This is a genomic window from Pseudomonas sp. ASL8, from assembly GCF_056680355.1.
Map to the genome: position 1 here is coordinate 590,456 of NZ_CM155278.1, position 23,837 is coordinate 614,292.

Sequence of the window (23,837 nt, forward strand, 5' to 3'; positions counted from 1 at the left end):
GAAAAAACATCAAAAAGCTTACTGATTTTTTTCCACGAAACACCCGACACGCGCAGTGGTTACAATTGAAAATTTGAGAATAATCACAGCAACCTATTGATTTATATCGTATAAATTTAAAATAAAAAAATAGAGCAAAACCACCGTTTAGCTTTGCACGCTTTTTCGGGAAGGGGCAGGCTATAATGGCACTATGCAATCATCGCGAGCCGATCACGCCATTAAGCACGCTCTACAGGGTGAAGCAATGTCGACTGCTCACCTAAAATATCAGGCGTCGTGACGGGTTTTGTTTTCGTGGTCACAAGAATAGGGCCGGCCTACTTGCAGGAAGGCTTGGCGGTACTGAGAAACTGGCGATGCTGAAGAAAATCCCTACCTCTGAACTTGCCCTTGGCATGTACATCCATAAATTCTGTGGTGCGTGGGTTGCGCATCCCTTTTGGAAAGGCAGCTTTGAACTCAAAGATGCTCTGGATATTGTACGGATCCAACAGTCCGCCATTACAGAAGTGTGGGTGGACACCAGCAAAGGTCATCCTCCTGTGACTGGCGATAACCCTCAACACCTCGAGGCGCCTGTCCTTCCGCTTTCTCCACCCATTCCCGTCGTAGAGCCCACGACCATCCCCTCCAGGGTCAGTCTGGATGAAGAGCTGTCCCAGGCCTTAAAGATTTGTGTGCGAGCCAAAGAAGCCGTCGTCACCATGTTCAGTGACGCAAGACTGGGCAAGGCTATAAAAGTGGAGGATGGCGCTTTTTTGGTGGATGAAATAACCAACTCCATACTTCGCCATCCCCATGCGCTTATCAGTCTGGCGCGCTTGAAAACGTCTGACGACTACACCTACATGCACTCCGTGGCCGTGTGTATATTGATGATTGCCCTGGCTCGACAACTGCAGATGAGCGAGGAGCAAGTCCGTGAAGCAGGGATGGCCGGCCTCATGCACGATGTCGGCAAGATGATGATTTCAAGCGCCATCCTCGACAAGGCCGGAAAGCTGACACCCGAGGAGTTCAAACTCGTCCAGAGCCACCCTGAAGAGGGGCTGAAAATTCTGGAGAGGAGCGAGGACGTCAGTGCTTACGTGCTTGACGTATGCCTGCATCACCACGAAAAAATCAACGGTTTGGGTTACCCGCATGGCTTGGCTGGGGACCAGATCAGTCTGTTTGCCAGGATGGGCGCGGTGTGCGATGTGTATGACGCGGTGACGTCTGAGCGCTCGTATAAAAAGGGCTGGGGTCCTGCACACTCCATTCGCGAAATGGCCTCCTGGAAAGGGCATTTCGATGAAATTGTTTTCCAGAACTTTGTTAAAACCATCGGCATCTACCCCATCGGCGCTTTAGTCAGCCTGCAAAGCGGTCGCATGGGCGTAGTCATTGAGCAGAATGAACAGTCCCTTCTGACACCCAAAGTTAAAGTATTCCTGTCGACGCGAAACAAAATGGCGATTCCCCATAAGGTCATTGACCTTGCCTGCCTCGAGGAACCAGACAAAATTGTGCAAATCGAGCTGGCTGAGGACTGGGGCATCACCAACGCTGAAGAACTTTGGTCTGGCCTCTCATTAGCCGAAGGCAACCTGTTCGGTTGACGTCCTGAACGCTAAGGAGCTCCGATGCGTTCCGGCAGGATCACGGCTTTTGGAGGGGCGTTCAGACGCGCGATTGTCGAATAGTGAAGCAAGAACACCGTCCCGCCCACCAACGCGCAGATCCACCACAGTGTCGGTCCACCATAGGCTCCGTATAACCAGGCACCGACGCTGGGACCATAAAGCGAGTGCCCCAGCCAGCCAGCACTGAATATCCCCAGATACTTACCTCGTTGACGATGCTGAGAGCGTTCTAGCACCGCCAACGTCCACGCGGGGGTCAAAAGCAGTTCTGCCGCCGTGATTGTCAGCATAGTCACGATGGCCCAGCCGATATGACTGCCCGCATTAAGAAACAAAAAAGCACAACTGAGCAGACAAGCGCCAAGCCGCGAGGCGATGACCACCCCGTGACGCTCAATCCACCGCGTTACCGGCATCTGCAGCAAGACCACCAGCAACGCATTCATGGAAAAAAGATAAGCAATCCACTCTGGGCCAGCGGTAGCGTGCTCGCGTAAAAAAAGTCCAAACGTGCCGTACATTTGATCGAACACACCCAGCGCTAACAGTTGCCCCACGATGAACACCAGAAATAGTCGATCTTTCCAGGGCGAGCCTTTTAATGCCAAGACCTCCCGCTGAAGGTCGCTGGTCGCCACCTCGACATGCAATCGAACTCGGCCTGCATGTTTCAAGGCGTAGCCCACCAGACACACGCTGCCGAGCACATTCACCGCACCCTGGAAAAGAAATACGTAGCCATACCCTAGACTGACCAGTGCACCCGCCATGACGCCCGCCAAGGCAACACCCAGATTGAACACAGCCCGATGTAAACCCTGCACACGGATCTGCAACTGCTTCGGGCTGGCGTCCATGACCAACCGTAAATTGGCAGGGCGGAACGCGCCATCGAAAAGCCCCACCAAAGGCACTACCAAAAACAGCAAGGCCAAAGGCAAATGCAGGGCAAGCGCAGCGGCAAACAGGCCGCTGAACAGCAACGAAAAACCCGCCACCCACTGGCAATCAACGTATTCAGATAAAACCCCGCCTGAGTAAGCACCGATGATGCACCCAGCGCCATAGGCCGCCATGAGCAAAGCAATCACAGTGAAGTCAAACCCATAAGCCTCGTAAAAAAACAAAGGCATGAAGAGCTTGACGATACCGCCTGCGCTATTGCACAGGGTCGCCAAAAATTGGAGTTGCACGACTCGGGGTAGGGCTCGGAACATATCCTTCAACGGGTTAATTAACGCCTGCGCAATGCCACGATTCCATCGCGCACTCCAAAGGGGTGGAACACGCCCTTAACTGCTTGCACCGCCGGGTTGCCTTCACCCCAACAACCCCATCTCCTGCGCCCGTGCCACCGCCTGCGTTCGCCGTTCGACCCCTAATTTGCTGTTGATGTGGCTGGCGTGGGTTTTTACGGTGTGCAGGGAGATGAACAACTGTTCGCTGATTTGCTGATTGGAGCAGCCCTGAGCGATGAGTTGGAGTACGGCGAGTTCGCGGGCGCTGAGTTGTTCTGCGCAGTGCAGAGGCTCGCTGGGTTCACGCAAGGCGAGCGCAGGCGGTAACAGTTCCCGTAACGAATCGCGAACAACGCCCGGTGCGCTTTGCAGCAGTTGTTCTCGCAACCAATCGGGGTGCCCGCTCACCAGCCAGTAGAACGGCAGAAGCGCGCCCCCGGTGGCTGCTTGCAGACTACGGGTGAGCAGTGTCCGTGCCTGTGCCTCGCGCGCGGTGCCCAACAGCGGCAGGATTTGCTGGGTCAGCGCGGCGACATAAATAGAGTGGGCACCGGTATTTTGTGCCTGCTGTTCAAGGGCGAGCAGCCGCTGCTCGGATTCGGGCAGCAGCCCTTGAATGCGTTCGAGCACTGCGCGCTGTAATTCGATGTGCTGCGGCAGTTGCGGATGACACTCCGGTGCGGCAGCGGCCTGATCACCGCCATAGGTTTGCGCCAACCGCACCAACCAGGCTTCGGCGAGGTCGATGCGGCCTTGCAACAACCACAGCTCACATTTGACCAGCGTGATCATGGCCAGGTAGTAGATCGGCGGCACGTCCCAGATGTGCATCAAGCGCTCGGCCTCGCCCAGCTCGGCAAAGGCCTCGGCAAAACGACCGTCGCGCCCGTCCAGCCCGGCGATCACACAATGGCCGATCAATACGCTGATATCACGACAGGCTCGCGCTTCAGTCAACCCGGCCAACAGCCGCGCACGCCCCGCTTCAGGCTGCATGCGCATCGTCAGCAGATAGCCTTCATACAATGTCAGCCGCGCACGAACAGCATAGAGCCGTTGGGCCGATAAACCCTTGAGTCGCTCCTGGCCCTGATGGACTTCGTCCAGCGCACGCAATACCTCGCCACGCGCCTGCAACACCCGCGCCCGATCATAATGGGCAAGGGCTTCAAATAACGGATTGGCGACCCGCTGCGCCAACTCAAGCGCCTCGCGATTGAGTACCCGGGCGCGCAGGGGGTCGCCCTCGGCAATGGCCAGATTAGCCAGCGTCGACAGGCACGTCAGCCGTTGACCATACCGTTTATGCGGCAGGCTGCGCAGCGCTTCGTTGCAATAGAGATGGGCCTTGGCGCTGTCGCCACGCCCTCGGGCAATAATCCCGCTGAGCGCCAGCCACTGGGCGAGCATGGATTTCTGCGCTGTCGCCGAGGGGGCGGGCAGAAAGCGACTCAAGTGGCTGGCCAGCTCTTCAGCGGCATCCAGCTGGCACGCCAGGCCCAGCGCCCAGCTATAGAGCACGATCAAGCGTGGCGTGCTGATCAGCAGACTGTCAGGCAAATCCATTTTCCAACGCAGCAGCATGCCGACGTTCTGCTCCGCCAGCAGCTGCTCTTCGGACAGGTTCTGTACCAGATTGGCGGCGACATCCAGATGCCCTGCACGCAAGGCTTGTTCGACGGCCTCATCAAGCAGGCCCTGGTCGCTGAACCATCGACAGGCATTCAGGTGCAAGCGGGTTTGCTGCGGACCGGTCTCGGCGCCGGGCCGGGTGCGCAGCAGGTCGGAAAACAAATGGTGATAACGAAACCAGCGGCCATGCTCATCCAGCGGCACCAGGAACACCTGATGCGCTTGCAGATAACGCAGCATTTCGGCGCTGTCATACGTTTCGCGAGCGGCGTCGCACAGCTCGCTGCAAAAACGCTCCAGGCAGGCGGTATCGTACAAAAATGCCTGAACATCAGTCGGTAGAAAGTCGATCACCTCTTCGAGCAGGTAATCACGAATCAGCCCTTCCCCGCCATGCAGCGCTTGCGGTAACGCGTTGTCACTGCCCGCTTCAGACGCGGCCAACAGCCAGAAGCGCAACCCGGCTACCCAACCCTCGCTGCGCTGAATCAGGTTTTGCAGCGCCTCGCTGTCCAGCGAATTAGAGTGCTGATCGAGCACCGCCACCGACTCGGCGTTGGTCAGGCGCAAATCCTGCTCATTGAGCTCAAGCAATTGGCGCGACAGTCGCAGCCGTGCCAGGTGCCAGTTCGGACGCTGACGGCTGGTGACCATCACGATCAGCCCGGCGGGTAGGTGATTGAGGAAAAACTGCAGACAGCGGTCGAGCACCGGCCCTTGAGCGAGATGGTAATCGTCCAGCACCAGCAGCAGTGGCTTACTCAGCATCAGGTGCGTGGTCAGCTCATCAAGCAGGCCATCAAGCCACTCTTCGAATGCAAAAGGTTGATGCCGCTGGCGCATCTTCAACAAACCCAACGCCTGGGTACCCAGTTGAGGGAAGAATTGTTGCAGACCGGCAAGCAGACGCTCGAGAAACCGTCCCGGATCATTGTCGCGATGACTCAACCCTAGCCACAGGCTTTGCCACTGAGCTGGCAGGCTCTGGCAAAACTCTACCGCCAGCGAGCTCTTGCCAAAACCTGCCGGGGCGCAGACCAACAGCAGCCGCCCCGCCAGGCCTGCACTCAAGCGCTCACATAAACGTGGGCGCAGTACATAACCTTCGGGCAACGGTGGTCGAAAAAAACGGCCTTCCAACGCGGTAACCGCGTGGCTGTCAAACCCTTGCAGACGAGACAAATCAGTCATAGCCGGCTCTTATTAAAGTGCTGTTATCGGCATTGCAGATGTCCGCAGACTAGCGGGTAAGTCGGCCCTTTTGAAGGAATTTGGCGCATTTTTAGAAAAAGATTAAAACAATACGCATCGCTCCCCGTGAACACGGGGCTCTCAATAGAAAACGCCCCGAACAGTCGGGGCGTTTTCAGTGTGCGTTTAGCGATGAATCGTTACCGTACGCCAGACTGACGCAAGGCCGAAGGAGAGAAGTCGCTGACGCTCGCCTCGAACTTGAAGTTATAAGCCGCCTTCTCTTCGTTCTTCATACCGAGCGCCAGATAACGGCCCGATTGCAGATCGTAGAGGGTTTCCAGGGTGTACCACGGCACTTGTACGTTGTAGTAGTTCTGGGAGTGAGCTTCCGCCACACGCCACAGTTGACCACGACCGTCGTAGTGATCGATCACCGCTGCCTGCCAGGTGTCTTCATCGATGAAGAAGTCACGTTTGGCATAGATGTGGCGCTGGCCTTCCTTCAAAGTGGCGGTCACGTGCCAGACACGACGCAGTTCATAGCGAGCCAGATCCTGATTGATATGACCGGCCTTGATGATGTCGGCATATTTAAGGGTCGGATCATCAAGCTTATAGCTGTCAGAGGCGATGTACATTTCCTGCTTGCCGATCAGTTTCCAGTCGTAACGATCAGGTGCGCCGTTGTACATATCCAGGTTGTCCGAGGTGCGCAGACCATCTGCTGCGGTACCCGGCCCGTCATAGGACACTTGTGGCGCGCGACGTACGCGACGTTGACCGGCGTTGTACACCCAGGCCATACGCGGTTCTTTAACCTGATCGAGGGTTTCGTGCACCAGCAGTACCCCACCGGCCAGACGCGCTGGCGCGGTGACTTCCTGCTTGAAGTAGAAAAGGATGTTGCTGGTGTCACCGGTTTTCTCGTCTTCATCGCCAGACTTGGCTTTCGCGTCGTCAGCGCCAGATTTTTTCACGTTATCGCGAAAAACGAACTGATCCTTGAAGTAAACCAGGTTGTAGGAGCCGTTGGCCTGCGGCGTGGCCTGGGTCACCAGACGCTGAACGCTGCCACCGCGATAACGGGTGATATGGTTCCAGATCACCTCAGAACCGTTTTGCGGGATCGGGAATGGAATCGCGGTTTTGAAGTTCTCAAGGCCGTTACCACCCGCGACCAGTTTGGTCTTGGTCGCGTTGCCTTTGATCGCTGCGAACACATCATCAGGCACAGTCGCGCCGCGATGGGACGGGAAGACCTTCATTTTGAAAGTCTCCGGATAGCGCTTGAACATCGCTATTTGCCCTGGCGCCAGCTTGTCTTTGTACTGATCGACGTTTTGCGCGGTGATCACGAACAGCGGTTGTTCCTGAGCATAGGGGTCAGCAAGGAAACCCTTGCTGTCCACAGCGCCAGCGTTTTTCGGCAGCGGGCTCCAGGCAGGGATCGTCCCTGCGGCGTTGCCGGCCTTTTCGGCGCCCATCGGCGTCAAGGTTGTACCCAGTTTGGCGGCGTCGGATTCCGACACTGCAGCCATCACCCCGGTCGCCAGCAATGACAGACCCAGTACACCGACTTGTAACAGACCCTTTGTCATTTTCATGTTCATAGTCGTCCTGAAAAAAACCGTATTCTTAGAAGTTCATGCCAACGCTGAGCGCAACAAAATCGCGGTCATCCACAGTGGTGTACTTGCCGTCGAAGAAGTTGGTGTACGAAAGATTCGCGGTGTAGGTGTTCTGGTATTCGGCATCCAGGCCGAGGCTGACAGCCTTGCGCCCTTCTTCGAAGTTGCCACCAGGACCCGGCGAGTAGCCGGAGACGTCATGCGACCAGGCCACGCTTGGCTTGAGGTTGATACCTGCAAACACGCTGTTGTAATCCCAGATCGCACGAGCACGATAGCCCCAGGAGTCAGCCGTGGTGAAACCATCGTTTTCGCAATAACGCGAGACGTTGTTCTGGGCGGCGCCGGCCAGGGTGCTGGCGTTGAGCGTGGCGCACTGACCATTAGGCAGAGGACCTGGGCCGTAGCTCGGGTCGCGGCCATAACGGACTTTCGAGGTGCTTTCCAGCCCACCGACGTGAGTCCAGCCGACTTCGCCCACGACAGTCAGTCGCTCAGCGCCCATCACCTGATCGAAGAACTGGGTGAAGGTGGTCTGGAACTGGGTGACTTCCTTGCGACGATAACCCGACTGGTCAGCACCCGGCTTGCCTTGCAGCAGCGATACGTTCGGGTTCAACGGCGTAAGACCGGAGTACAGGATGTCGGTGGTGTTGAGTTGCACCGGCGCGTTCGGACGGTAGCTGACCTCGCCACTCCACGCCGTGCCGGTAGGCAGGGTGGTAGAGAAGCTCAGGCCGTACAGACGAATGTCTTCCGGGTATTCAACGTAATAGCTGGAGTTGCCGGCCACGACCAAAGGCAGCAGGGTCGGTGCCAAAGCCGCAGCAGTCCCGAGCGGTATGCCATTGCGAGCCAGCGAACCGACCAGGTTTGCAGGGCTATAAGCGCTGGCCGGGGCGCCTTTACCACTGAAGATCGGGTTGCGGCTGTGGTAATTCATGAAATAGGCACCGAACTCGGTGTCCAGTGGATCGAACATGTAGTGCGTGGCCAGGCCGAACTGGCCGCTGTCGCGGGCGTCACGGTCAGGACCACGACGCACGATTACGCCTTCATCCGGGTTGCCGAAGGTAACGCCCTGGGCCGCCAGGCTGTTGGACACGGGTGTACGCAAACTGGCTGGCAACGCGCCATTGAGACCATTTTTGGTTTTCAGTACGGCCAGGTTGTTGTTGCAGCCGTCGGCGATCACGTCCGGTTGCGAGAAGAAGGTGCCGCAGTTATCGACGACCGTCTGGTCCCACTCAATCTGGTAGAAACCCTCGGCCGAGAGGTTCTCGGTGATGTTTTGCGAGAGGTAGAACATGTTGACCGGAATCAAGCCTTCCTTGATTTCCGCGCCGGGACGACGGAAGGCCGACACGTCGACCGGGTTGATGCTGTTGATACCGCCCTGGATGAAGGTACTTTCACCCCAACTGACGACTTGCTTACCCAACCGCACGGAACCGGGCTCATCACCGATGGAGTAGTTGTGGTAAACGAATGCATCGAGCAGCTCGGCGCCCGACGCTTTCGCGGCTTCCTTGCGGCCACTGTCGCTGATGTTCTTGAAGTTGAGATCATCGTCCTTGAGCTTGAAGTCATACCAGTACTTGCCCCGGAGAAACACACCGGTGTCGCCGTATTTCAACTCAAGATCGTGAATGCCCTTGAAGATCTTCGAGAACGTTTCCCCGCTCTTGAAATTCAAATGGCCATCATCGGAGGTCTGCGACAGGCCGTGGCCGCCGTTGTTGGAACCGATGAGATTCTTGTTGGGATTCTGCGTAGACCAACTGGCGCCTATCGAAAGCGACGAGTCGAACTGACCTTCGATTTCACCGATGTTGAAACTTACGCCAAATGCCGGACCGGCGAGCGTAGAGGCGAGGCTGACGGCCAGAGGCAATTTCGCCCGGCGCCAGAACTGGTTAACTGATGTCATCGACGCTACTCCATGTGCTTTTATTGTTATGACAGTGGGCTTTTCCAGACCGGCTCAAGTGCTCTTGAGTGTTAACCCCATCGGGCAGCCCAGAAGGCTGCGATACGAAGGGGCGTTATAGCCGCTCTTACTAAGACCCTGTACCGACTATAGCCAGCAGGTACTAGCACTTGATCCCTCTAAAGTGTGATTTACAGCGGCAAACCCTCTGGCACGGCTATTTCGACCGACCAGTCACAGCGGGCACCGGGAGAATGGCGTAATTTCAGGATTTGGCAAGACAAGCGCTTGCTTGGGGGCTTGCCGTGCTCAGGGAGCACGGCAAAAGGCACTTAGAGTGTCGAGAGGAAGGTGCTATTGGTCTTCTGCCACTCGATGATATCCAGGCGGATACGCTTCTTGTCGAGCTTGCCGACACTGGTCTTGGGAATTTCAGTAACAAGGGCAATCTGGCTTGGAATCGCCCACTTATTGATGTGCCCAAGTTCGACAAACGGCTTCAAATGTTCCTTCAGCTCTTTGGCGCCGATGTTGTGCTCTTCGCGTATCACCAGTAACGCGAAAGGCCGTTCACCCCACTGCGGGTCGACGATACCGACGACTGCTACTTCACGTACCGCTGGATGCCGGTTGATCAAATCTTCGAGTGCCAGCGAGGACACCCATTCGCCGCCCGTCTTGATCACGTCCTTGATCCGGTCCCGAATATCGATCACGCCCATGCTGTCCAGCGTCGCGACATCGCCGGTGTGCAGCCAGCCACCCGCCCACAGTTCGGCGCCTTTTTCCGGCTCGCGGTAATAGCCCTCCGTCAGCCAGGGCGCGCGCAGCACCAGTTCGCCCTGAGACTCGCCATCCGCCGGCAGGAAGTTTCCGTCCAGGTCGATGATCGCCGCATCCACTAGCACCCCGGGCACGCCGGCTTTGATCCGGTAGGTGATGCGTTCGTCGTCACTGCCGGCCAGCATCTCGTCATTCAAATGCGCAACGGAAATCAGCGGACAGGTTTCAGACATGCCGTAAGCCGCTGTCAGTTGAATCCCTTTGGCTTTGGCTGCGTCATAGGTCGCACGGTTGAGTGAACTGCCGCCGATGATGATCTTCCAACCGGAGAAGTCCGTGCCCTGAGCGGCTTTGGCGTTGAGCACCATCTGCAGGATGGTCGGTACACAATGGGAGAACGTAACCTTCTCCTTGCGCCATAGCTCAACCAGCAATTCCGGGTCGTAACGACCGGGATAGACCTGCTTGAGCCCGAGCATGGTCGCGGCATAAGGCACGCCCCAGGCATGCACATGGAACATCGGGGTGATGGGCATGTACACGTCATTGGTGCCGAGCAGCCGCACGCTGTCGATACAGCCCATGATCGTCGCCACCCCCATGGTGTGCAGCACCAATTGCCGGTGGGTGAAATACACACCTTTGGGGTTACCCGTGGTGCCGGTGGTGTAGAAGGTTGTGGCTACCGAGTTTTCGTCGAAGTCCTCGAACTCATACTGAGTACTCGCGGCCGCCAGCAGGTCCTCGTACTCGCCGATCAGGTTGGGCAGATCGGCGGTCTTTTCCAGGGTATCGGTCAGCAGAATGGTGTTCTCGACCGTGGTCAGTTGCCCGGCAATGGCCTGATAGAGCCCCACGAACTCGCTGTTGACCAGCACGAACTTATCTTCGGCGTGGTTCATGGTGTAGAGAATCTGCTCGGGCGACAGACGCACATTAATGGTGTGGATCACCGCGCCAATCATCGGCACCGCGAACATGCACTCCAGGTAACGATGGCTGTCCCAGTCCATCACGGCAACGGTATCCCCGGCCTTGACCCCCGCAGCAGTCAAGACGTTAGCCAGACGGGCAATGCGCTCATTCAGGGTCGGGTAGCTGTAGCGCAGCTTGTCCCGGTAGACGATCTCGCGAGTTTTTTCGTAACGGCTACCCGACATCAATAGCCGTTTGATCAAAAGAGGGTACTGGTAGGCGCCATCAGCTGGCGGAATGATGCGAGTCTGCAACATAGGAGTCCCTTTTCTGAGTGCACAGTCTTGGCTTAAAAATATGCACTTTAGAGACCTTGCTAGCCAGCCAAATCAGCCAAAGGGATGATTTGCGGACGGGCCGGAATGCAGGCATTGCGCCATCAAACAGCGATCCGTATCAGGGGATTCTCAGGGGTGTGGCCTATTGCACGCCTGCTCCCACAGAGAGGGAGCAGACCCAGGCGCAAACGACGCCGACATCAATTAATCGAGGTAAAGGCCAGCTTCACGCCCAGCGCAACCAGCACCGCGCCCATCGCCCGATCGAACCAGTGGCCCATCCGTGCAAACCCTGCACGTACGCGCTCCTGGCTGAACAACCGCGCCACCAGACAGAACCAGACGCCCGTTGCGACTGCCAGGTACACGCCATAACCGGCCTGGACCATCAACGGGGTGTGCGGGTTGATGACAACGGTGAACAACGACAGGAAAAACAACGTCGCCTTGGGGTTGAGTCCATTGGTAACGAAACCGCTGGTAAAGGCACCGCGTGCGGTACGTTCGCCCACGGGCAGGTTGACGGGCGCATCGGTGGCGCTGGCCGGTTTGGCGCGCAGGGCCTTGATGCCGATGTACAGCAAATACGCGGCCGCCGCCCATTTGAGGGCGTTGAACAATACGATCGACTGCGACACGATCAGGCCGATGCCCAGTAACGAATAACCCACATGCACGAAGATCGCCGTGCCGACGCCCATGGCGGTCCAGGTGCCTGCCTTGCGGCCGTGTGTCACGCTTTCGCGCACAACCACGGCGAAGTCAGGGCCGGGGCTGGCGACAGCGAGCAGGTGGATCAGGGCAACAGTCAGAAATTCCGTCCAGTACATGGGGCCTCCATATCGAGCATGTGAGCAATAAGCACTCTATTAGTGCTGGCCACATTACGCCTTCGTCCAACCGTGCAAAAGATACAGTTGGGTGATCGAGTACCCGCACAATCCTTTGCGCCCTGGCTTTCAGGTGTTCGCCGCCCACGACCAGGCGTCTCTAGCCATTAACGGCAGCGCCCTTTCCGCCCAGATAAAAATCGTGAATGTCTTCGCGCTGGGCCAGGATGTGCGCCGGTCCCTCGCTCACCACTTGGCCACTTTCCAGCACATAGGCGTACTGGGCATAACGCAAAGCGACGTTGATATTCTGTTCGGCAATCAGAAAACTCACGCCATCATGACGATTGAGCTGATCGACGATCTCGAAAATCTCTTCGACAATCTGTGGCGCCAGCCCCATCGAAGGCTCATCCAGTAACACCAGGCGTGGCTCAGCCATCAGCGCACGACCGATGGCGACCATTTGCTGCTCACCACCTGAGGTGTAGCCCGTCAGACTTTTGCGCCGCTCCTTGAGCCGTGGGAAGTAGGCGTAAATGCGCTCAAGACTGGCCTTCAATGCCTGCCGCGACGGCTTGCGCACAAACGCCCCAATCAGCAGGTTCTCTTCCACTGTCAGGTGTGCGAAGCAGTGCCTGCCCTCAAGCACTTGCGCCAGACCATTGGCCACCAAATGGCTGGTCGAGCTGCGGGTGATGTTCTGCCCTCGATAGAGAATCTGCCCTTTGACCACCTCCCCACGCTCGGCACTGATCAAGTTAGAAGCGGCTTTGAGGGTTGTGCTCTTGCCCGCGCCATTGGCTCCGAGCAGGACCACGACGGCACCTTCGGGCACCTTCAGCGACACGCCCCGGACGGCAAGAATCGCTTTTTCATACAGGACTTCAATGTTGTCGATTTGCAGGATGGGTGTATCAGCCATAACGCTCTCCAGAGGTGACGAGGCCGAAGCGCATGCAGCCCTCTTCGGCCATAGACGGCTTAAGACTCCTTGCTGCAATCGCGTGGCGTGATGCCTTTTTCTTGCGCGTACTTATGCGAAGAGGCTTCGATGATCGGCCGCAACAACGCACGATCGGCCTGCACCCAATCACTGATCAGGTTCCATTTCTGGCCGTCCCATTGCTGGAAGCGCACGGCACCGCCGCCCTCATGATCCGAGCAGGACAGTTTCAACGGCTGTACCAGGCCCTCGGCCCCCAGCGCCTTGAGTCGTGCTTCGTCGATGTTCAGGTGCTCGAAACCCCAACGGACCTGTTCACCCGTCAGTGGTTTTTTGCCAAATTTCTCCTGAGCGATCCGCACCGCTTCAACGTTGAGGATGCCGTTTACCACACCGAGGTTGTAGTACACCGTGCCGAACCGTTTCGGGTCTTCCAGGTTGCCTTTACCCGCATCCAGTACTGACTTCTTGATGCCTTGCAGCACAGGGAAGTCGGTGCCTGAAGGGTGAGTGGTGATGGAAATAAAACCTTTGGCCGCAGCGCCCGCCGGAGCGGCATCCTCTTCGGAGTTACTCCAGATATTGCCGATAATGTGGTCTGCCGGGTAACCGACCTTCTGCGCGGTTTTCAACGCAACCGGGTTCATCACCCCCCAACCACGCAGGATCACCCAGTCAGGCTTGGCCCGACGAATGTTCAGCCACTGTGACTGCTGCTCGTTGCCTGGGTGCGGGACTTCAGCCAGGGTCAGCTCGAAGCCGTACTTGTCGGCCAGGGTCTGCAACACCTCATTGGTTTCCTTACCGTACGGCGAACCATGGTAGAGGGTGACAATCTTCTTGCCCTTGAGTTTGTCCAGCCCGCCGGCTTGCTGACCGATGTAGTTGATGATGGCCGACACTTCTGAATAAGGGTTCAGTTGCAGCGGAAATACGTAGGGGAAGACGCTGCCGTCAGTGGAGTCGGTCCGGCCGTGGTTGATGGTAATCAACGGCAACTTGTCTGCGGTCGAACGCTCCAGCGTCGCGTAGGCGATCCCCACCGACAGTGGGTTGGTCGCCGCAGCTGGCGCGCCGTTAAGTCCTTTTTTCAGACGCTCGTAGCACTCAACGCCCTTCTCCACCACGTACTCGGTCTCGCATTCGCTCCAGGTCAGCTTGACCCCGTTCACGCCACCGTTGGCATTGACGTACTGCATGTAGTCGATGAACCCACCAAAAAAGCCGGTACCGCCGGCTGCGTAGGGACCGACCCGGTAGCTCTGCAAGGGGAAGTACTGCTCGTTGTCGGCATGCGCAGTCATGGCTGTAGCGGTCAGGCTCAGCGCCAAAGCGAGGCTTCTGACAAAGGTGCGTTTTAGCATCGGAATTATCCTTATCGAATCAGGGCGATCAGCAGGTTTAAAGGGTTGAGATGGACGAGCGTCCGGTCACGCGGGGGTTCACTCAGTAGCGCAGCGGCCAGAGCCGTGCGCGCTCGCGAAATCGTTGCCAGAGGCGCGCCAGGCCCTCGGGTTCTTTGATCAGGAAGACGATGATCAATGCGCCAAAAATCATTTTCTGAGCATTTTCCAGCTGCCCGGAATCGATCAGGCCCACCGGTAATAAACTGACGAGGTTGGAGAGCAGCACCGGGAACAAGACGATAAACGCAGCGCCCAGCAGGTTGCCGAGGATGCTACCCAGACCGCCGATAATGATGATGAACAAAATCTGGAACGACCGGTTCAGATCAAAGCCGTGGGGCTCGACCGTTCCCAGGTACGTAAACGCCCACAGCGAGCCGGCGATGCCGAGGAAAAATCCGCTGATGGCAAAGGCCAGTAATTTGCTCTTGAGGATGGGAATACCGATTACCGCGGCGGCAGTGTCCATGTCCCGCACCGCCATCCAGTTGCGCCCCAGCTCACTGCGCGCCAGGGTTTTACCCAGCCAGAACATCGCGACCACGATGCCCAGGGTCAGCAGATAGCGACCGACCGGCGTACTGAAATCGATACTCAGGATGTTCAGCGGCGGCGCAGTGATGACCCCGGACGCGTTGTTATTGGAGAACCAATCGAATTTAGTCAGCACCCATTCCACGAAGAACTGTGCGGCCAGGGTCGACACCAGCAGGTAAAAGCCTTTGATCCGCAAACTGGGCAATCCAAACACGACCGCAACCAGTGCGGCGGTGACACCGCCCAGCGCAATACTGACCAGCAGCGGCAGACCCGTTATGCGCAGTTCAAAATTGTAAGTGGCGAACGCACCGACGGCCATGAAGGCCGCTGACCCCAGCGACAATTGGCCGGCATAGCCCGTCAACAGGTTGAGACCCAATCCGGCCAGCGACAGCACCAGGAATGGAATGAGAATGGCACTGAACCAATAGTCGTTGCCGATGAAGGGCACACCGATAAACGCAAAGGCCAATAGCAGGACCAGCCCATAACGGTCCTGCCTGAGACGGAACACACGACGGTCCGCCGCATAGGTCGTGCTGAACTGGCCGGCTTCTTTATAAAACATGTGCGTTCTCCTTAAACCCGCTCGATGGCACGTTCGCCGAACAATCCCGCTGGCCGCACCAGCAAGAACAGCAAGGCCAGCACATAGGGAAACCAGTTCTCGAGACCGCCCCCGATAAGGGGACCCAGATACACCTCTGCCAACTTCTCCGACGCACCAATGATCAGGCCGCCGATGATCGCGCCGCTGATGGAGGAAAAGCCGCCAATGATCAACACGGGTAACGCTTTGAGAACGATCAGGGAGAGCGAGAACTGGACCCCCAGGCGTGCGCCCCACAGCAGCCCGGCGACCAACCCGACAAAACCGGCCACCGACCAGACCAATGCCCAGATACGTGGCAGCTTCACCCCTACCGCCAGGGCTGCCAGCGGATCGTCAGCCACTGCCCGCAGCGACAAGCCAACCCGCGTTTTGTTGAACAGGACCGAGAGCACCACCACCAAAAGGGCTGCGGTAGCGGAGGCGAACAGGTCGAACTGCGACAGGAGCATGCCTTTGATTTCCAGAGGCTCGTCGCTAATGCCCAACTCCAGGCCATGCACCTGGGAGCCCCAGAGTGACTGGGCGAAGCCCTCGATGACGTAAGACAGACCCAACGTGGCCATGAACAGGATGATCGGCGGGCGATTGACCAGCGGCCGTAACACGATCCGCTCGACCAACAGCGCCAGCACCACCATCACCGCCAAGCAAATAACAAACGCCAGCCAAAACGGAATGCCGCGCTCAACCAGGCTGACAAACGTCAGGGCAGCGAACAGCACCATGGCCCCCTGGGCGAAATTGAACACGCCCGAAGCCTTGTAGATCAGGACGAAACCGATGGCGACCAGCGAGTACATCACCCCGGCCAGCAGCCCCCCGATCAGTACTTCGAAGAAAAATTCCATGCTAAATCACCTGTTGTTCGGCATACGCTGACCTGCTCCCCGGGTCATTCGAGGGAGCCGGTTCATGCCTGGGTGTCAGTGTCGGGTGCCGAGATACGCGGCGATTACCTTGGGATCACGGCGTACCACCTCAGGGGTGCCATCACCGATTTTGCTGCCGTAGTCGAGCACCACCACATGGTCCGAGATGCCCATCACGACGCCGATATCGTGCTCAATCAACACCACGGTGGTGCCAAATTCCCGGTTGATGTCGACGATGAAGCGGCTCATTTCCTGCTTCTCCTCGGCGTTCATCCCGGCCATGGGCTCGTCCAACAGCAGGAGCGTGGGTTCAGCGGCCAATGCACGACCCAGCTCGACACGCTTCTGCAAGCCGTAAGGCAACTTGCCAACGATCGCGTCACGCCAGGCGTGGATCCGCAAAAACTCAATCACGCGCTCGGCGGCTTCACGCTGGCGGTCGTCTTCAGCCGCTGCACGCCCCAGGCGCAGGGCTTGTTCGACCCACGTGCTGCGGCGTTTGAGATTGCGACCGCACAGCACGTTGTCGAGAACACTCATCCCCTTGAACAGCGCGATATTCTGAAACGTCCGGGCAATGCCTCGTTGCGCGGCGGCGTGCGGGTGCATGCGGCGGTGAACTTCACCGTTGAAACTGATCCGCCCCTCCTGTGCCTGATAAACACCATTGATCACATTGAGCAGCGAACTCTTGCCGGCACCATTGGGGCCGATCAAGGCACAGATCTCACCGGGGGCGACGGCGAAGCTGATATCGGTGATGGCTTTAACACCCTTGAACGACAGCGAAATATGTTCCAGTTCCAGCAAAGGCTGCGGTACTGCGCGAGTAGCCTGAGACATCGTCGTGCTCCTGATCAGGCCAATTGCGGGCCGTCATTAATCCATCCATCGACCCGCTCTGCTGACGCTCGGGGCCGGGGTTGCCATTGACCCGGGTCTGGCCAGCCCTGGATGTTGATACCCAGCAATGCAAAAAATGCTTTGGTGTTTTCCGGTAACGCGTCACCCACCAGCAGCGCGGCGTGCGTACGGCTAAAGCCGAGGACATCGCGCAATGGTCTGCGGATCAACCAATCGCCCAGCACTCTGCGGACAACACCCGGCCTGCTGGCCAACGCCCACTCGACCAGATGCCGCTGCCAACTGCCCACGGGCGGCAACCGGGTCAAGACCAGCGCATGCAGGCGGCCATAGGTTTCGCGGGTGCCCGCCACCAGGGTCGGCCCGAGTTCGCGACGGTCGTTATCCCGAGTGGCCAGGCTCTCCGGAAAATTCAAACGGAAACCTGCAATCAGCCAGGGAGCCAGTAGATAGCGTGCTTGCCCACCCGCAGCGAACGCCCTGGCGGCCAATGCTTCCTCATGACTACCCAACTGCTGAACCTCAACCAGATGTCGGCCTTCATTCAACAGTTCGGCGTGACTGATTCGCTGCTGCTCAAGGACGCCGCCCTCACCACGCCGATAAAATGCAAAGGCCGTGTGCTGGGAATGCCCTCGAACCGGTAATTCAAGATTCGGTGCTTGCTCCACCAGGCTTGCGTAGGCGACCCACCTGCCCTGCCCATCGGCGTTGCCTGTGACCGTGCGGCCGTCGGCATAGAACACCAGTTGCGGGGCCAGGTGCGCGGCGTCCACCCGCTGAAGCTCTTCCAGCCCTTCGGCAAAGATAAAGTCGGGTTGCAGTTGCTCCAGCAACGCCGTTTGCTCTGACGCAGTATCCAGTGGGTCGAGCAGCGCGGCCACGCCGCCGAGCCACTGAGCAGCCAACGTCGCCAGCAAGGCTTCGGGCCGTGGTCGACTTAGCAAGGTCAGCGTTGCGCCAGGGGTAAAACCGCGCAGGTGCAATGCCGTGGCAAGACTGAGCACCTGCGTGGCGACCTGAGGCCAACTGCGCACTTGCCACACACCCAAATGTTTATGGCGCAAGGCGATGCCTGTTGGGTGTTGCCCTGCTTGCAACAACAACCACTCTGGAAGCGTGGTGGGAACCGTCTCCCGATTTTCCGTGAACTCAGACATTGCCTTTCCCCGCCCACGTGCCGACTCAGCACCGTCCACAGTGATAGAGCAGCAACCGTGCCAAAGATAAATATCAATAAAAAACAATGAGTTAAAAGAATATCGAAATACCCGGGTGTGCTTCTCACTGCACAAGCTGTTGCGCGACTGTTTGCAGCTGAACAGTTGCGCATCCCGCCGAATACGGACACCGCCCCCAGACGGTCGCGTCGACTACCAGAAATTGATACCTTTCCAATGCCTCCAGCCATTTCGGGCTGGACCTTATATTTTCAATAAGGCGCCTCATCCCATGAGCAATCATCACAAAGCAGTTTTCCTCGACCATACGTCTCTGGACCTGGGTGATCTTGACTTCAGCGAGCTGCGTGAACACTTCAGCGATTTGCAGTTGCACACCACCAGCACACCGCAACAGGTGATCGAACGTCTGCAAGGCGCGCAGGTGGCGATTACCAACAAAATCATGATCGATGCCAGCACGTTCGCGGCGTGTCCCGATTTGAAGCTGGTGCTGATTTCCGCCACGGGCACCAACAACGTCGACTTGGTTGCGGCCCGTGAACATGGGGTTGTGGTCAGCAACTGCCAGGGTTATGGCACTGCCTCCGTGGCGCAACACACGCTGATGCTGCTGCTCGCGCTGGCGACCCGCCTGCCGGACTATCAAAACGCGGTGCAGCATGGGGGCTGGCAGCACGCCAAACAGTTCTGCCTGCTGGATTTCCCTATCGTCGAGCTGGAAGGCAAAACCCTCGGCATGCTGGGTTATGGCGAACTCGGCGGCGCCGTCGCGAAGCTGGCCGAAGCCTTCGGCATACGCGTGCTGCTGGGGCAGATACCCGGCCGCCCTGAGCGTGATGACCGTGTGCCGTTGCAAGAACTGCTGCCGCAAGTCGACGCATTGACCCTGCACTGCCCGCTCAACGAACACACCCGGAACATGATCGGCGCCTATGAACTCGGCCTGCTCAAACCCCATGCTTTTGTGATCAACACCGCACGTGGTGGCCTGATTGACGAACAAGCGCTCGCCGATGCCTTGCGCAACGGGCATCTGGGCGGCGCCGCAACGGATGTACTGACCGTCGAGCCGCCGGTGAACGGCAATCCGCTGTTGGCGGGCGACATTCCGCGCTTGATCGTCACCCCGCACAACGCCTGGGGCAGTCGCGAAGCCCGGCAGCGGATCGTCGGCCAACTCAGCGAAAATGCCCACGCGTTTTTTGCTGGTACACCGCGACGGGTCGTGAGCTGACAAGCTCTGTTAGACTTCGCCACTTTTCAGGAGCCAAAGATGGACCCGCGCAGTGAAGTGTTACTCCGTCAGGCCGAATTGTTTCAGGGCTCCGTGCTCCTGGCCGGGCTGCCTGCAGACGATCTGCTCGGGAAATTGCCGAATGCCCACGGTTGGTGCTGGCATGCCGGCGATCAAGCGGTGCTGGACGCGCGTTTCGAAGGCCGCTGCCACTTTGGGGTCAATGTGCCAGAGCAGGCGTTCGAAACAGCCGTGCTGTTTGTGCCCAAAGCCCGCGACCTGACCGACTACGTATTGAACGCCTTGGCATCGCGCCTGGCCGGACGCGAGCTGTATCTGGTCGGCGAAAAACGCAGCGGCATCGAAGCTGCGGCCAAACAATTGAGCCCCTTCGGCAAACCCCGCAAAGTCGACAGCGCCCGCCACTGCCAGCTTTGGCTGGTGACTGTCGAGAACGCACCGCAAGCGGTGACCCTGGAAAGCATGGCCCAACGCTATGAAGTCGACCTGGAAGACGGCCCGCTCACAGTGGTCAGCCTGCCCGGCGTCTTCAGCCATGGTCGACTGGATCGCGGTTCGGCGCTGCTCCTGCAGCATCTGGATAAACTGCCCAGTGGCGAGGTGCTCGACTTCGGGTGTGGCGCTGGCGTGTTGGGGGCTGCGGTCAAGCGTCGCTACCCGCATAACAATGTCACGCTACTGGATGTCGATGCCTTTGCCACCGCCAGCAGCCGCCTGACCCTGGCCGCCAATGGCCTGGAGGGTGAAGTGTTGACCGGTGACGGGATCGACGCCGCGCCCATGGGTTTGAGCACTATCTTGAGCAACCCTCCGTTCCACGTCGGGGTGCATACCGACTACCTGGCAACCGAGAACTTGCTGCGAAAAGCTCGCCAACATCTAAAAAACGGTGGCGAACTCCGCTTGGTCGCCAATGCTTTCCTTCGCTATCAGCCACTGATCGAAGAGCATCTGGGTGTGTGTGCGGTGAAGGCACAAGGGCAAGGCTTTCGTGTCTATCGCGCCAAACGCGAAAAAAAATAAGCACTTGCCGAATGCTTTCGGTGTAGGCAGAATCCGCTCCGTCCTAGGGGAGTAGTCTCCCACGAGCGCCATGCTCGTCCGGCACGTATCAACATACTTGGTCAACAGACCATGGTGCGTGCGACCCAGATCCGCTCAGTCGGATCGGTGGTTTGACAAGACCTATGACACGAACACCTTACCCGGGGCGGGAAGGCTGTACGTGTCATAGCCGTGTCGACCCGCCCCTTAGGAAAAACCTGATGCTGGAATCCCTGCTCGTCCCCACCGCTGTTGTTGCCTTGGCCGAAATCGGTGACAAGACCCAACTCCTCGCCCTGATTCTCGCTGCGCGCTTTCGCAAGCCTTGGCCGATCATCGCCGGTATCATCGTCGCCACCCTGGCCAACCACGCCGCCGCAGGTGCCGTCGGGGCCTGGTTCGGGAGTTTCTTCTCGAACGCCACCCTGCACTGGATTCTGGCCGCCAGCTTCACCGCCACCGCGCTGTGGACCTTGGTGCCCGACAAAATGGATGACGACGAAGCCAGCACTGCGCGTAAGTTCGGGCCGTTCGTGACCACGCTGATCACGTTCTTCATCGCTGAAATCGGCGACAAGACCCAAATCGCCACCGTGATGCTCGCCGCCCAGTATTCCTACCTGTGGCTGGTGATTCTCGGCACCACACTGGGCATGCTGATCGCCAACGTTCCAGTGGTACTGGCAGGTAACTTCGCGGCTGAAAAGCTCCCGCTCACCTTGATCCGTCGCTTGGCGGCCTGTGCGTTTTTCGTCCTGGCCATCGTCGCGGTGTACAAGGCAATGCAGGTGAGTGGCTGGGTTTAAACGACGCTTTCAAGATCAAGGGGATCGGGTCGTCATTGACGACCCGATCCCCTCAGATTTTTTTAGCCTGTTGATAAAGTGGCATTACCTTCGGGATGGCGCTTTGCAGCGATGCGATGCGGCTTTCCGAGGCGGGGTGAGTGCTCATGAACTCCGGCGGTGAACCTCCGGTGTTCTGGGTCATTTTCTGCCACAGGCTGATGGCGGCATTGGGGTTATAACCAGCGCGCGCCGCCAGCTCCAGCCCAATCAGATCCGCTTCATTTTCATTGCTGCGGCTATTGGGCAAGGTCAGGCTGTAATTGACCACCGTATCGGCCAGCGCAAGGCTGTCCTGGCTCAATCCCAATAACGCACCCGCGCCCTGCTTTGCCATCGCAATGCCATAGGCCTTGGACATCGCTTCACGCCCATGCTCGCGCAAGGCGTGGGCAATTTCATGCCCCATGACCGCGGCGATTTCATCGTCAGTGAGTTTCAGCTTGTCGATCAACCCAGTGTAGAAAATGATTTTGCCACCGGGCCCGCAGTTGGCGTTGAGCTCATCGCTTTTGATCAGATTGATTTCCCACTGCCACTGCGCCGAATCAGGGCGAAAAATCGGCGCCTGCGCAATCAGCCGATCAGCAATCGCTTTCACCCGTTTGGCGTCGGCGCTGGTTTTGTCCAGCACACCTTTAGTGGTGGCCTCGCCTACCGTCTGTTGATAAGACTGCGCATACATTTGATTGACCTCTTGGGTCGACAGCATGCTGAACATGTACTGCTTGCGCTCGACGCCCACCGCACCACCGCTGGTGGTATTGACGGACTGGCAACCGCTGAGCAACAAGCTCGCGCTCAAGGCACACAGAGCAAATGACTGACGCATGGTGGATCTCCCTGGAAACATGGCCGGTATCCTAGGCAATGTCCCGCCGCGAAGCTAGATACAAGCCAGTTGCCACCCCTGTAGACAGCGTCCGCAGATGATCACAGGCTTGCCTGCGAAGCGCCTTCAGCTCAAAGCGGCGTCAGGCATTCCGGCGCATTCAGTTTTGGATCGTTCACCAGGTTAGCCAGTGCTCGCTCGCGCAGCGCCGCCTGGGGGCTGGCGAGCAGTGCTTGCAGGGTGGACGTTGGCGTATCAGCGGCCAGCCAGGCTTCCTGCCCGGCGGCATCAAGGATCAGCGGGCGCCGCTGACTGGCTGCCGCCTGCGTGACGACGGCGACACTCAGGTATGTGTGGCCTTCTACCGGATAAGCCTCCCAAATCGCGGCAAAAAACAGCGTAGAGCCCTCCCCCGGCGTCAGCCAGAACGGCCGCTTGCGCGTGGTGCCGCGCCATTCGTAAAAGCCATTGGCCGGCAACAGGCAGCGGCGCAGCCGGAAAGCCTCGCGAAACATCGGTTGTTCGGCCAGGGTTTCGGCGCGGGCGTGAGCAGGCGTTCGGGAAAGGTCGGTCAACCATGGCGGTGTCAGCCCCCAACGTGCACGTGCCAGTTCGCGCTGGGCGTCCCCGCCGCGCATCATCAGCACCGAGTCGCCCGGCGAGATGTTCCATTGCGCTTTTTGGTCAGCAGGGAAACCGGGCAAGGCCGCAAACGCGGGCGTCCAGCGAAACAGGGCATAGCGTCCACACATAAGGGCAACACACTCTCTTTTTTGAAAAACCCTTTTTCAGACGCAGGCTTTAAAAGCTGGCAGTTGAAAGCAGGGCCAAACGCACGTCAACACTCCAGTACGTCGGGAAAATTGTCAGGTTCATCACCCGACAGCGGCAGTGCCGCATTGTACTCGGCGATCAACAGCCGTGCCTGCTCGGCCTGATCATTGTCCACCGACAGCCCTAACAGGCCAAAAACCGGGAGCTCGCCCACGCCGCCGAGCAAATCACGGCCCGTCAAATGAGATTCGACGCCTTCACTGGCAAGCATGCCTTGCAGCAATTCGCCCTCCATCAAGTTTTCCGGCTCGTAGACTCTTTGCATCATTCATTCTCGCTGCGCACATCCAGGGTCCATTTTTCGCCGTCCGTCTGCAAATCGAACACAATCGGTCGACAACATACCGGGCAATCCTCGATATAGGTCTGATCACCGCCGGATAAATCCAGCACGGCCTCAACTGACTCGCCACAGTAAGGGCAGTCGTAACGCTCTATTTCCTGCATCGAAGTCTCCGGAGTGAGTTATGCGTATAATCGCCGTCT

At 58.1% G+C, this 23,837-nt stretch carries 20 protein-coding genes and 1 riboswitch; of the genes, 4 read left to right on the forward strand and 16 right to left on the reverse strand.

Annotated features, from left to right (window positions below):
• Nucleotides 1–359 precede the first annotated feature (359 nt).
• Nucleotides 360–1,604, forward strand: a complete 1,245-nt coding sequence (locus tag AC1MEA_RS02770) for a cyclic di-GMP phosphodiesterase (RefSeq protein ID WP_480916610.1) — start codon at nucleotides 360–362, stop codon at nucleotides 1,602–1,604.
• An 11-nt stretch (nucleotides 1,605–1,615) separates the two neighbouring features.
• On the opposite strand, the gene AC1MEA_RS02775 is transcribed toward AC1MEA_RS02770, so the two are convergent.
• The 12 genes from AC1MEA_RS02775 to AC1MEA_RS02830 all read right to left on the reverse strand — a co-directional run bounded on the left by AC1MEA_RS02775 (nucleotide 1,616) and on the right by AC1MEA_RS02830 (nucleotide 18,517).
• Nucleotides 1,616–2,821, reverse strand: coding sequence for an MFS transporter (locus AC1MEA_RS02775; RefSeq protein WP_480916612.1), 1,206 nt, complete (start codon nucleotides 2,819–2,821; stop codon nucleotides 1,616–1,618).
• Between the two features lie 126 nt (nucleotides 2,822–2,947).
• The gene (locus AC1MEA_RS02780) at nucleotides 2,948–5,689 is read right to left on the reverse strand and encodes a winged helix-turn-helix domain-containing protein (RefSeq protein WP_480916614.1); all 2,742 of its coding nucleotides are present in this window, start codon (nucleotides 5,687–5,689) and stop codon (nucleotides 2,948–2,950) included.
• Nucleotides 5,690–5,889: 200 nt separating this feature from the next.
• Nucleotides 5,890–7,296 (reverse strand): DUF1329 domain-containing protein, encoded by a 1,407-nt coding sequence (locus AC1MEA_RS02785; RefSeq protein WP_219063528.1) that lies wholly within the window; start codon nucleotides 7,294–7,296, stop codon nucleotides 5,890–5,892.
• A 31-nt stretch (nucleotides 7,297–7,327) separates the two neighbouring features.
• Entirely contained in the window at nucleotides 7,328–9,250 is a 1,923-nt protein-coding gene (locus AC1MEA_RS02790; RefSeq protein WP_449635313.1) for a DUF1302 domain-containing protein, read from the reverse strand.
• A 332-nt stretch (nucleotides 9,251–9,582) separates the two neighbouring features.
• On the reverse strand, nucleotides 9,583–11,265 hold the full coding sequence (locus AC1MEA_RS02795) for a fatty acid--CoA ligase (RefSeq protein ID WP_480916616.1): 1,683 nt from the start codon (nucleotides 11,263–11,265) through the stop codon (nucleotides 9,583–9,585).
• Between the two features lie 221 nt (nucleotides 11,266–11,486).
• The gene (locus AC1MEA_RS02800; RefSeq protein ID WP_322278403.1) at nucleotides 11,487–12,116 is read right to left on the reverse strand and encodes a LysE family translocator; all 630 of its coding nucleotides are present in this window, start codon (nucleotides 12,114–12,116) and stop codon (nucleotides 11,487–11,489) included.
• A 160-nt stretch (nucleotides 12,117–12,276) separates the two neighbouring features.
• The gene (locus tag AC1MEA_RS02805) at nucleotides 12,277–13,041 is read right to left on the reverse strand and encodes an ABC transporter ATP-binding protein (RefSeq protein WP_219063524.1); all 765 of its coding nucleotides are present in this window, start codon (nucleotides 13,039–13,041) and stop codon (nucleotides 12,277–12,279) included.
• Nucleotides 13,042–13,100: 59 nt separating this feature from the next.
• On the reverse strand, nucleotides 13,101–14,426 hold the full coding sequence (locus AC1MEA_RS02810; protein WP_219063523.1) for an ABC transporter substrate-binding protein: 1,326 nt from the start codon (nucleotides 14,424–14,426) through the stop codon (nucleotides 13,101–13,103).
• 82 nt (nucleotides 14,427–14,508) lie between these two features.
• Complete coding sequence (locus AC1MEA_RS02815) at nucleotides 14,509–15,576, reverse strand: branched-chain amino acid ABC transporter permease (protein ID WP_480916618.1); 1,068 nt, start codon at nucleotides 15,574–15,576, stop codon at nucleotides 14,509–14,511.
• Nucleotides 15,577–15,587: 11 nt separating this feature from the next.
• Nucleotides 15,588–16,469 carry a branched-chain amino acid ABC transporter permease gene (locus AC1MEA_RS02820; RefSeq protein WP_219063521.1) on the reverse strand — a complete coding sequence of 294 codons (882 nt, stop codon included), beginning with the start codon at nucleotides 16,467–16,469 and terminating at the stop codon, nucleotides 15,588–15,590.
• A 75-nt stretch (nucleotides 16,470–16,544) separates the two neighbouring features.
• Nucleotides 16,545–17,336 (reverse strand): ABC transporter ATP-binding protein, encoded by a 792-nt coding sequence (locus AC1MEA_RS02825; protein WP_219063520.1) that lies wholly within the window; start codon nucleotides 17,334–17,336, stop codon nucleotides 16,545–16,547.
• 14 nt (nucleotides 17,337–17,350) lie between these two features.
• Nucleotides 17,351–18,517, reverse strand: coding sequence for an AMP-binding protein (locus AC1MEA_RS02830; RefSeq protein ID WP_480916619.1), 1,167 nt, complete (start codon nucleotides 18,515–18,517; stop codon nucleotides 17,351–17,353).
• Between the two features lie 292 nt (nucleotides 18,518–18,809).
• Here AC1MEA_RS02830 and AC1MEA_RS02835 point away from each other — a divergent pair, with 292 nt between their 5' ends.
• The 3 genes from AC1MEA_RS02835 to AC1MEA_RS02845 all read left to right on the forward strand — a co-directional run bounded on the left by AC1MEA_RS02835 (nucleotide 18,810) and on the right by AC1MEA_RS02845 (nucleotide 21,646).
• On the forward strand, nucleotides 18,810–19,775 hold the full coding sequence (locus tag AC1MEA_RS02835) for a 2-hydroxyacid dehydrogenase (protein ID WP_480916620.1): 966 nt from the start codon (nucleotides 18,810–18,812) through the stop codon (nucleotides 19,773–19,775).
• A 39-nt stretch (nucleotides 19,776–19,814) separates the two neighbouring features.
• Nucleotides 19,815–20,819, forward strand: coding sequence for a class I SAM-dependent methyltransferase (locus AC1MEA_RS02840; RefSeq protein WP_219063517.1), 1,005 nt, complete (start codon nucleotides 19,815–19,817; stop codon nucleotides 20,817–20,819).
• 33 nt (nucleotides 20,820–20,852) lie between these two features.
• A riboswitch (yybP-ykoY riboswitch) is annotated at nucleotides 20,853–20,990 on the forward strand.
• A gap of 71 nt (nucleotides 20,991–21,061) precedes the next feature.
• Nucleotides 21,062–21,646, forward strand: a complete 585-nt coding sequence (locus AC1MEA_RS02845; RefSeq protein ID WP_449635316.1) for a TMEM165/GDT1 family protein — start codon at nucleotides 21,062–21,064, stop codon at nucleotides 21,644–21,646.
• A gap of 52 nt (nucleotides 21,647–21,698) precedes the next feature.
• Here the strand turns inward: AC1MEA_RS02845 and AC1MEA_RS02850 are convergent, their stop codons facing one another.
• The 4 genes from AC1MEA_RS02850 to AC1MEA_RS02865 form a co-directional block, all read right to left on the reverse strand.
• Nucleotides 21,699–22,517 (reverse strand): M48 family metallopeptidase, encoded by an 819-nt coding sequence (locus AC1MEA_RS02850; RefSeq protein WP_480916621.1) that lies wholly within the window; start codon nucleotides 22,515–22,517, stop codon nucleotides 21,699–21,701.
• A gap of 131 nt (nucleotides 22,518–22,648) precedes the next feature.
• The gene (locus tag AC1MEA_RS02855; RefSeq protein ID WP_480916622.1) at nucleotides 22,649–23,269 is read right to left on the reverse strand and encodes an SOS response-associated peptidase; all 621 of its coding nucleotides are present in this window, start codon (nucleotides 23,267–23,269) and stop codon (nucleotides 22,649–22,651) included.
• 86 nt (nucleotides 23,270–23,355) lie between these two features.
• Nucleotides 23,356–23,616 (reverse strand): putative signal transducing protein, encoded by a 261-nt coding sequence (locus tag AC1MEA_RS02860; protein WP_449635364.1) that lies wholly within the window; start codon nucleotides 23,614–23,616, stop codon nucleotides 23,356–23,358.
• The gene (locus tag AC1MEA_RS02865) at nucleotides 23,616–23,798 is read right to left on the reverse strand and encodes a CPXCG motif-containing cysteine-rich protein (RefSeq protein ID WP_449635318.1); all 183 of its coding nucleotides are present in this window, start codon (nucleotides 23,796–23,798) and stop codon (nucleotides 23,616–23,618) included. The genes AC1MEA_RS02860 and AC1MEA_RS02865 overlap by 1 nt, the downstream gene beginning before the upstream one ends.
• Between the last annotated feature and the right edge of the window lie 39 nt (nucleotides 23,799–23,837).

Excerpts from the sequence above, each read along its gene's own strand:
- AC1MEA_RS02805 (WP_219063524.1), bottom strand. The coding sequence starts at position 13,041 with ATGGCTGATACACCCATCCTGCAAATCGACAACATTGAAGTCCTGTAT.
- AC1MEA_RS02815 (WP_480916618.1), bottom strand. The coding sequence starts at position 15,576 with ATGTTTTATAAAGAAGCCGGCCAGTTCAGCACGACCTATGCGGCGGAC.
- AC1MEA_RS02835 (WP_480916620.1), top strand. The coding sequence starts at position 18,810 with ATGAGCAATCATCACAAAGCAGTTTTCCTCGACCATACGTCTCTGGAC.
- AC1MEA_RS02795 (WP_480916616.1), bottom strand. The coding sequence starts at position 11,265 with ATGTTGCAGACTCGCATCATTCCGCCAGCTGATGGCGCCTACCAGTAC.
- AC1MEA_RS02850 (WP_480916621.1), bottom strand. The coding sequence starts at position 22,517 with ATGCGTCAGTCATTTGCTCTGTGTGCCTTGAGCGCGAGCTTGTTGCTC.
- AC1MEA_RS02810 (WP_219063523.1), bottom strand. The coding sequence starts at position 14,426 with ATGCTAAAACGCACCTTTGTCAGAAGCCTCGCTTTGGCGCTGAGCCTG.
- AC1MEA_RS02855 (WP_480916622.1), bottom strand. The coding sequence starts at position 23,269 with ATGTGTGGACGCTATGCCCTGTTTCGCTGGACGCCCGCGTTTGCGGCC.
- AC1MEA_RS02820 (WP_219063521.1), bottom strand. The coding sequence starts at position 16,469 with ATGGAATTTTTCTTCGAAGTACTGATCGGGGGGCTGCTGGCCGGGGTG.
- AC1MEA_RS02830 (WP_480916619.1), bottom strand. The coding sequence starts at position 18,517 with ATGTCTGAGTTCACGGAAAATCGGGAGACGGTTCCCACCACGCTTCCA.
- AC1MEA_RS02770 (WP_480916610.1), top strand. The coding sequence starts at position 360 with ATGCTGAAGAAAATCCCTACCTCTGAACTTGCCCTTGGCATGTACATC.
- AC1MEA_RS02840 (WP_219063517.1), top strand. The coding sequence starts at position 19,815 with ATGGACCCGCGCAGTGAAGTGTTACTCCGTCAGGCCGAATTGTTTCAG.
- AC1MEA_RS02785 (WP_219063528.1), bottom strand. The coding sequence starts at position 7,296 with ATGAAAATGACAAAGGGTCTGTTACAAGTCGGTGTACTGGGTCTGTCA.
- AC1MEA_RS02825 (WP_219063520.1), bottom strand. The coding sequence starts at position 17,336 with ATGTCTCAGGCTACTCGCGCAGTACCGCAGCCTTTGCTGGAACTGGAA.
- AC1MEA_RS02800 (WP_322278403.1), bottom strand. The coding sequence starts at position 12,116 with ATGTACTGGACGGAATTTCTGACTGTTGCCCTGATCCACCTGCTCGCT.
- AC1MEA_RS02845 (WP_449635316.1), top strand. The coding sequence starts at position 21,062 with ATGCTGGAATCCCTGCTCGTCCCCACCGCTGTTGTTGCCTTGGCCGAA.
- AC1MEA_RS02790 (WP_449635313.1), bottom strand. The coding sequence starts at position 9,250 with ATGACATCAGTTAACCAGTTCTGGCGCCGGGCGAAATTGCCTCTGGCC.
- AC1MEA_RS02865 (WP_449635318.1), bottom strand. The coding sequence starts at position 23,798 with ATGCAGGAAATAGAGCGTTACGACTGCCCTTACTGTGGCGAGTCAGTT.
- AC1MEA_RS02780 (WP_480916614.1), bottom strand. The coding sequence starts at position 5,689 with ATGACTGATTTGTCTCGTCTGCAAGGGTTTGACAGCCACGCGGTTACC.
- AC1MEA_RS02860 (WP_449635364.1), bottom strand. The coding sequence starts at position 23,616 with ATGCAAAGAGTCTACGAGCCGGAAAACTTGATGGAGGGCGAATTGCTG.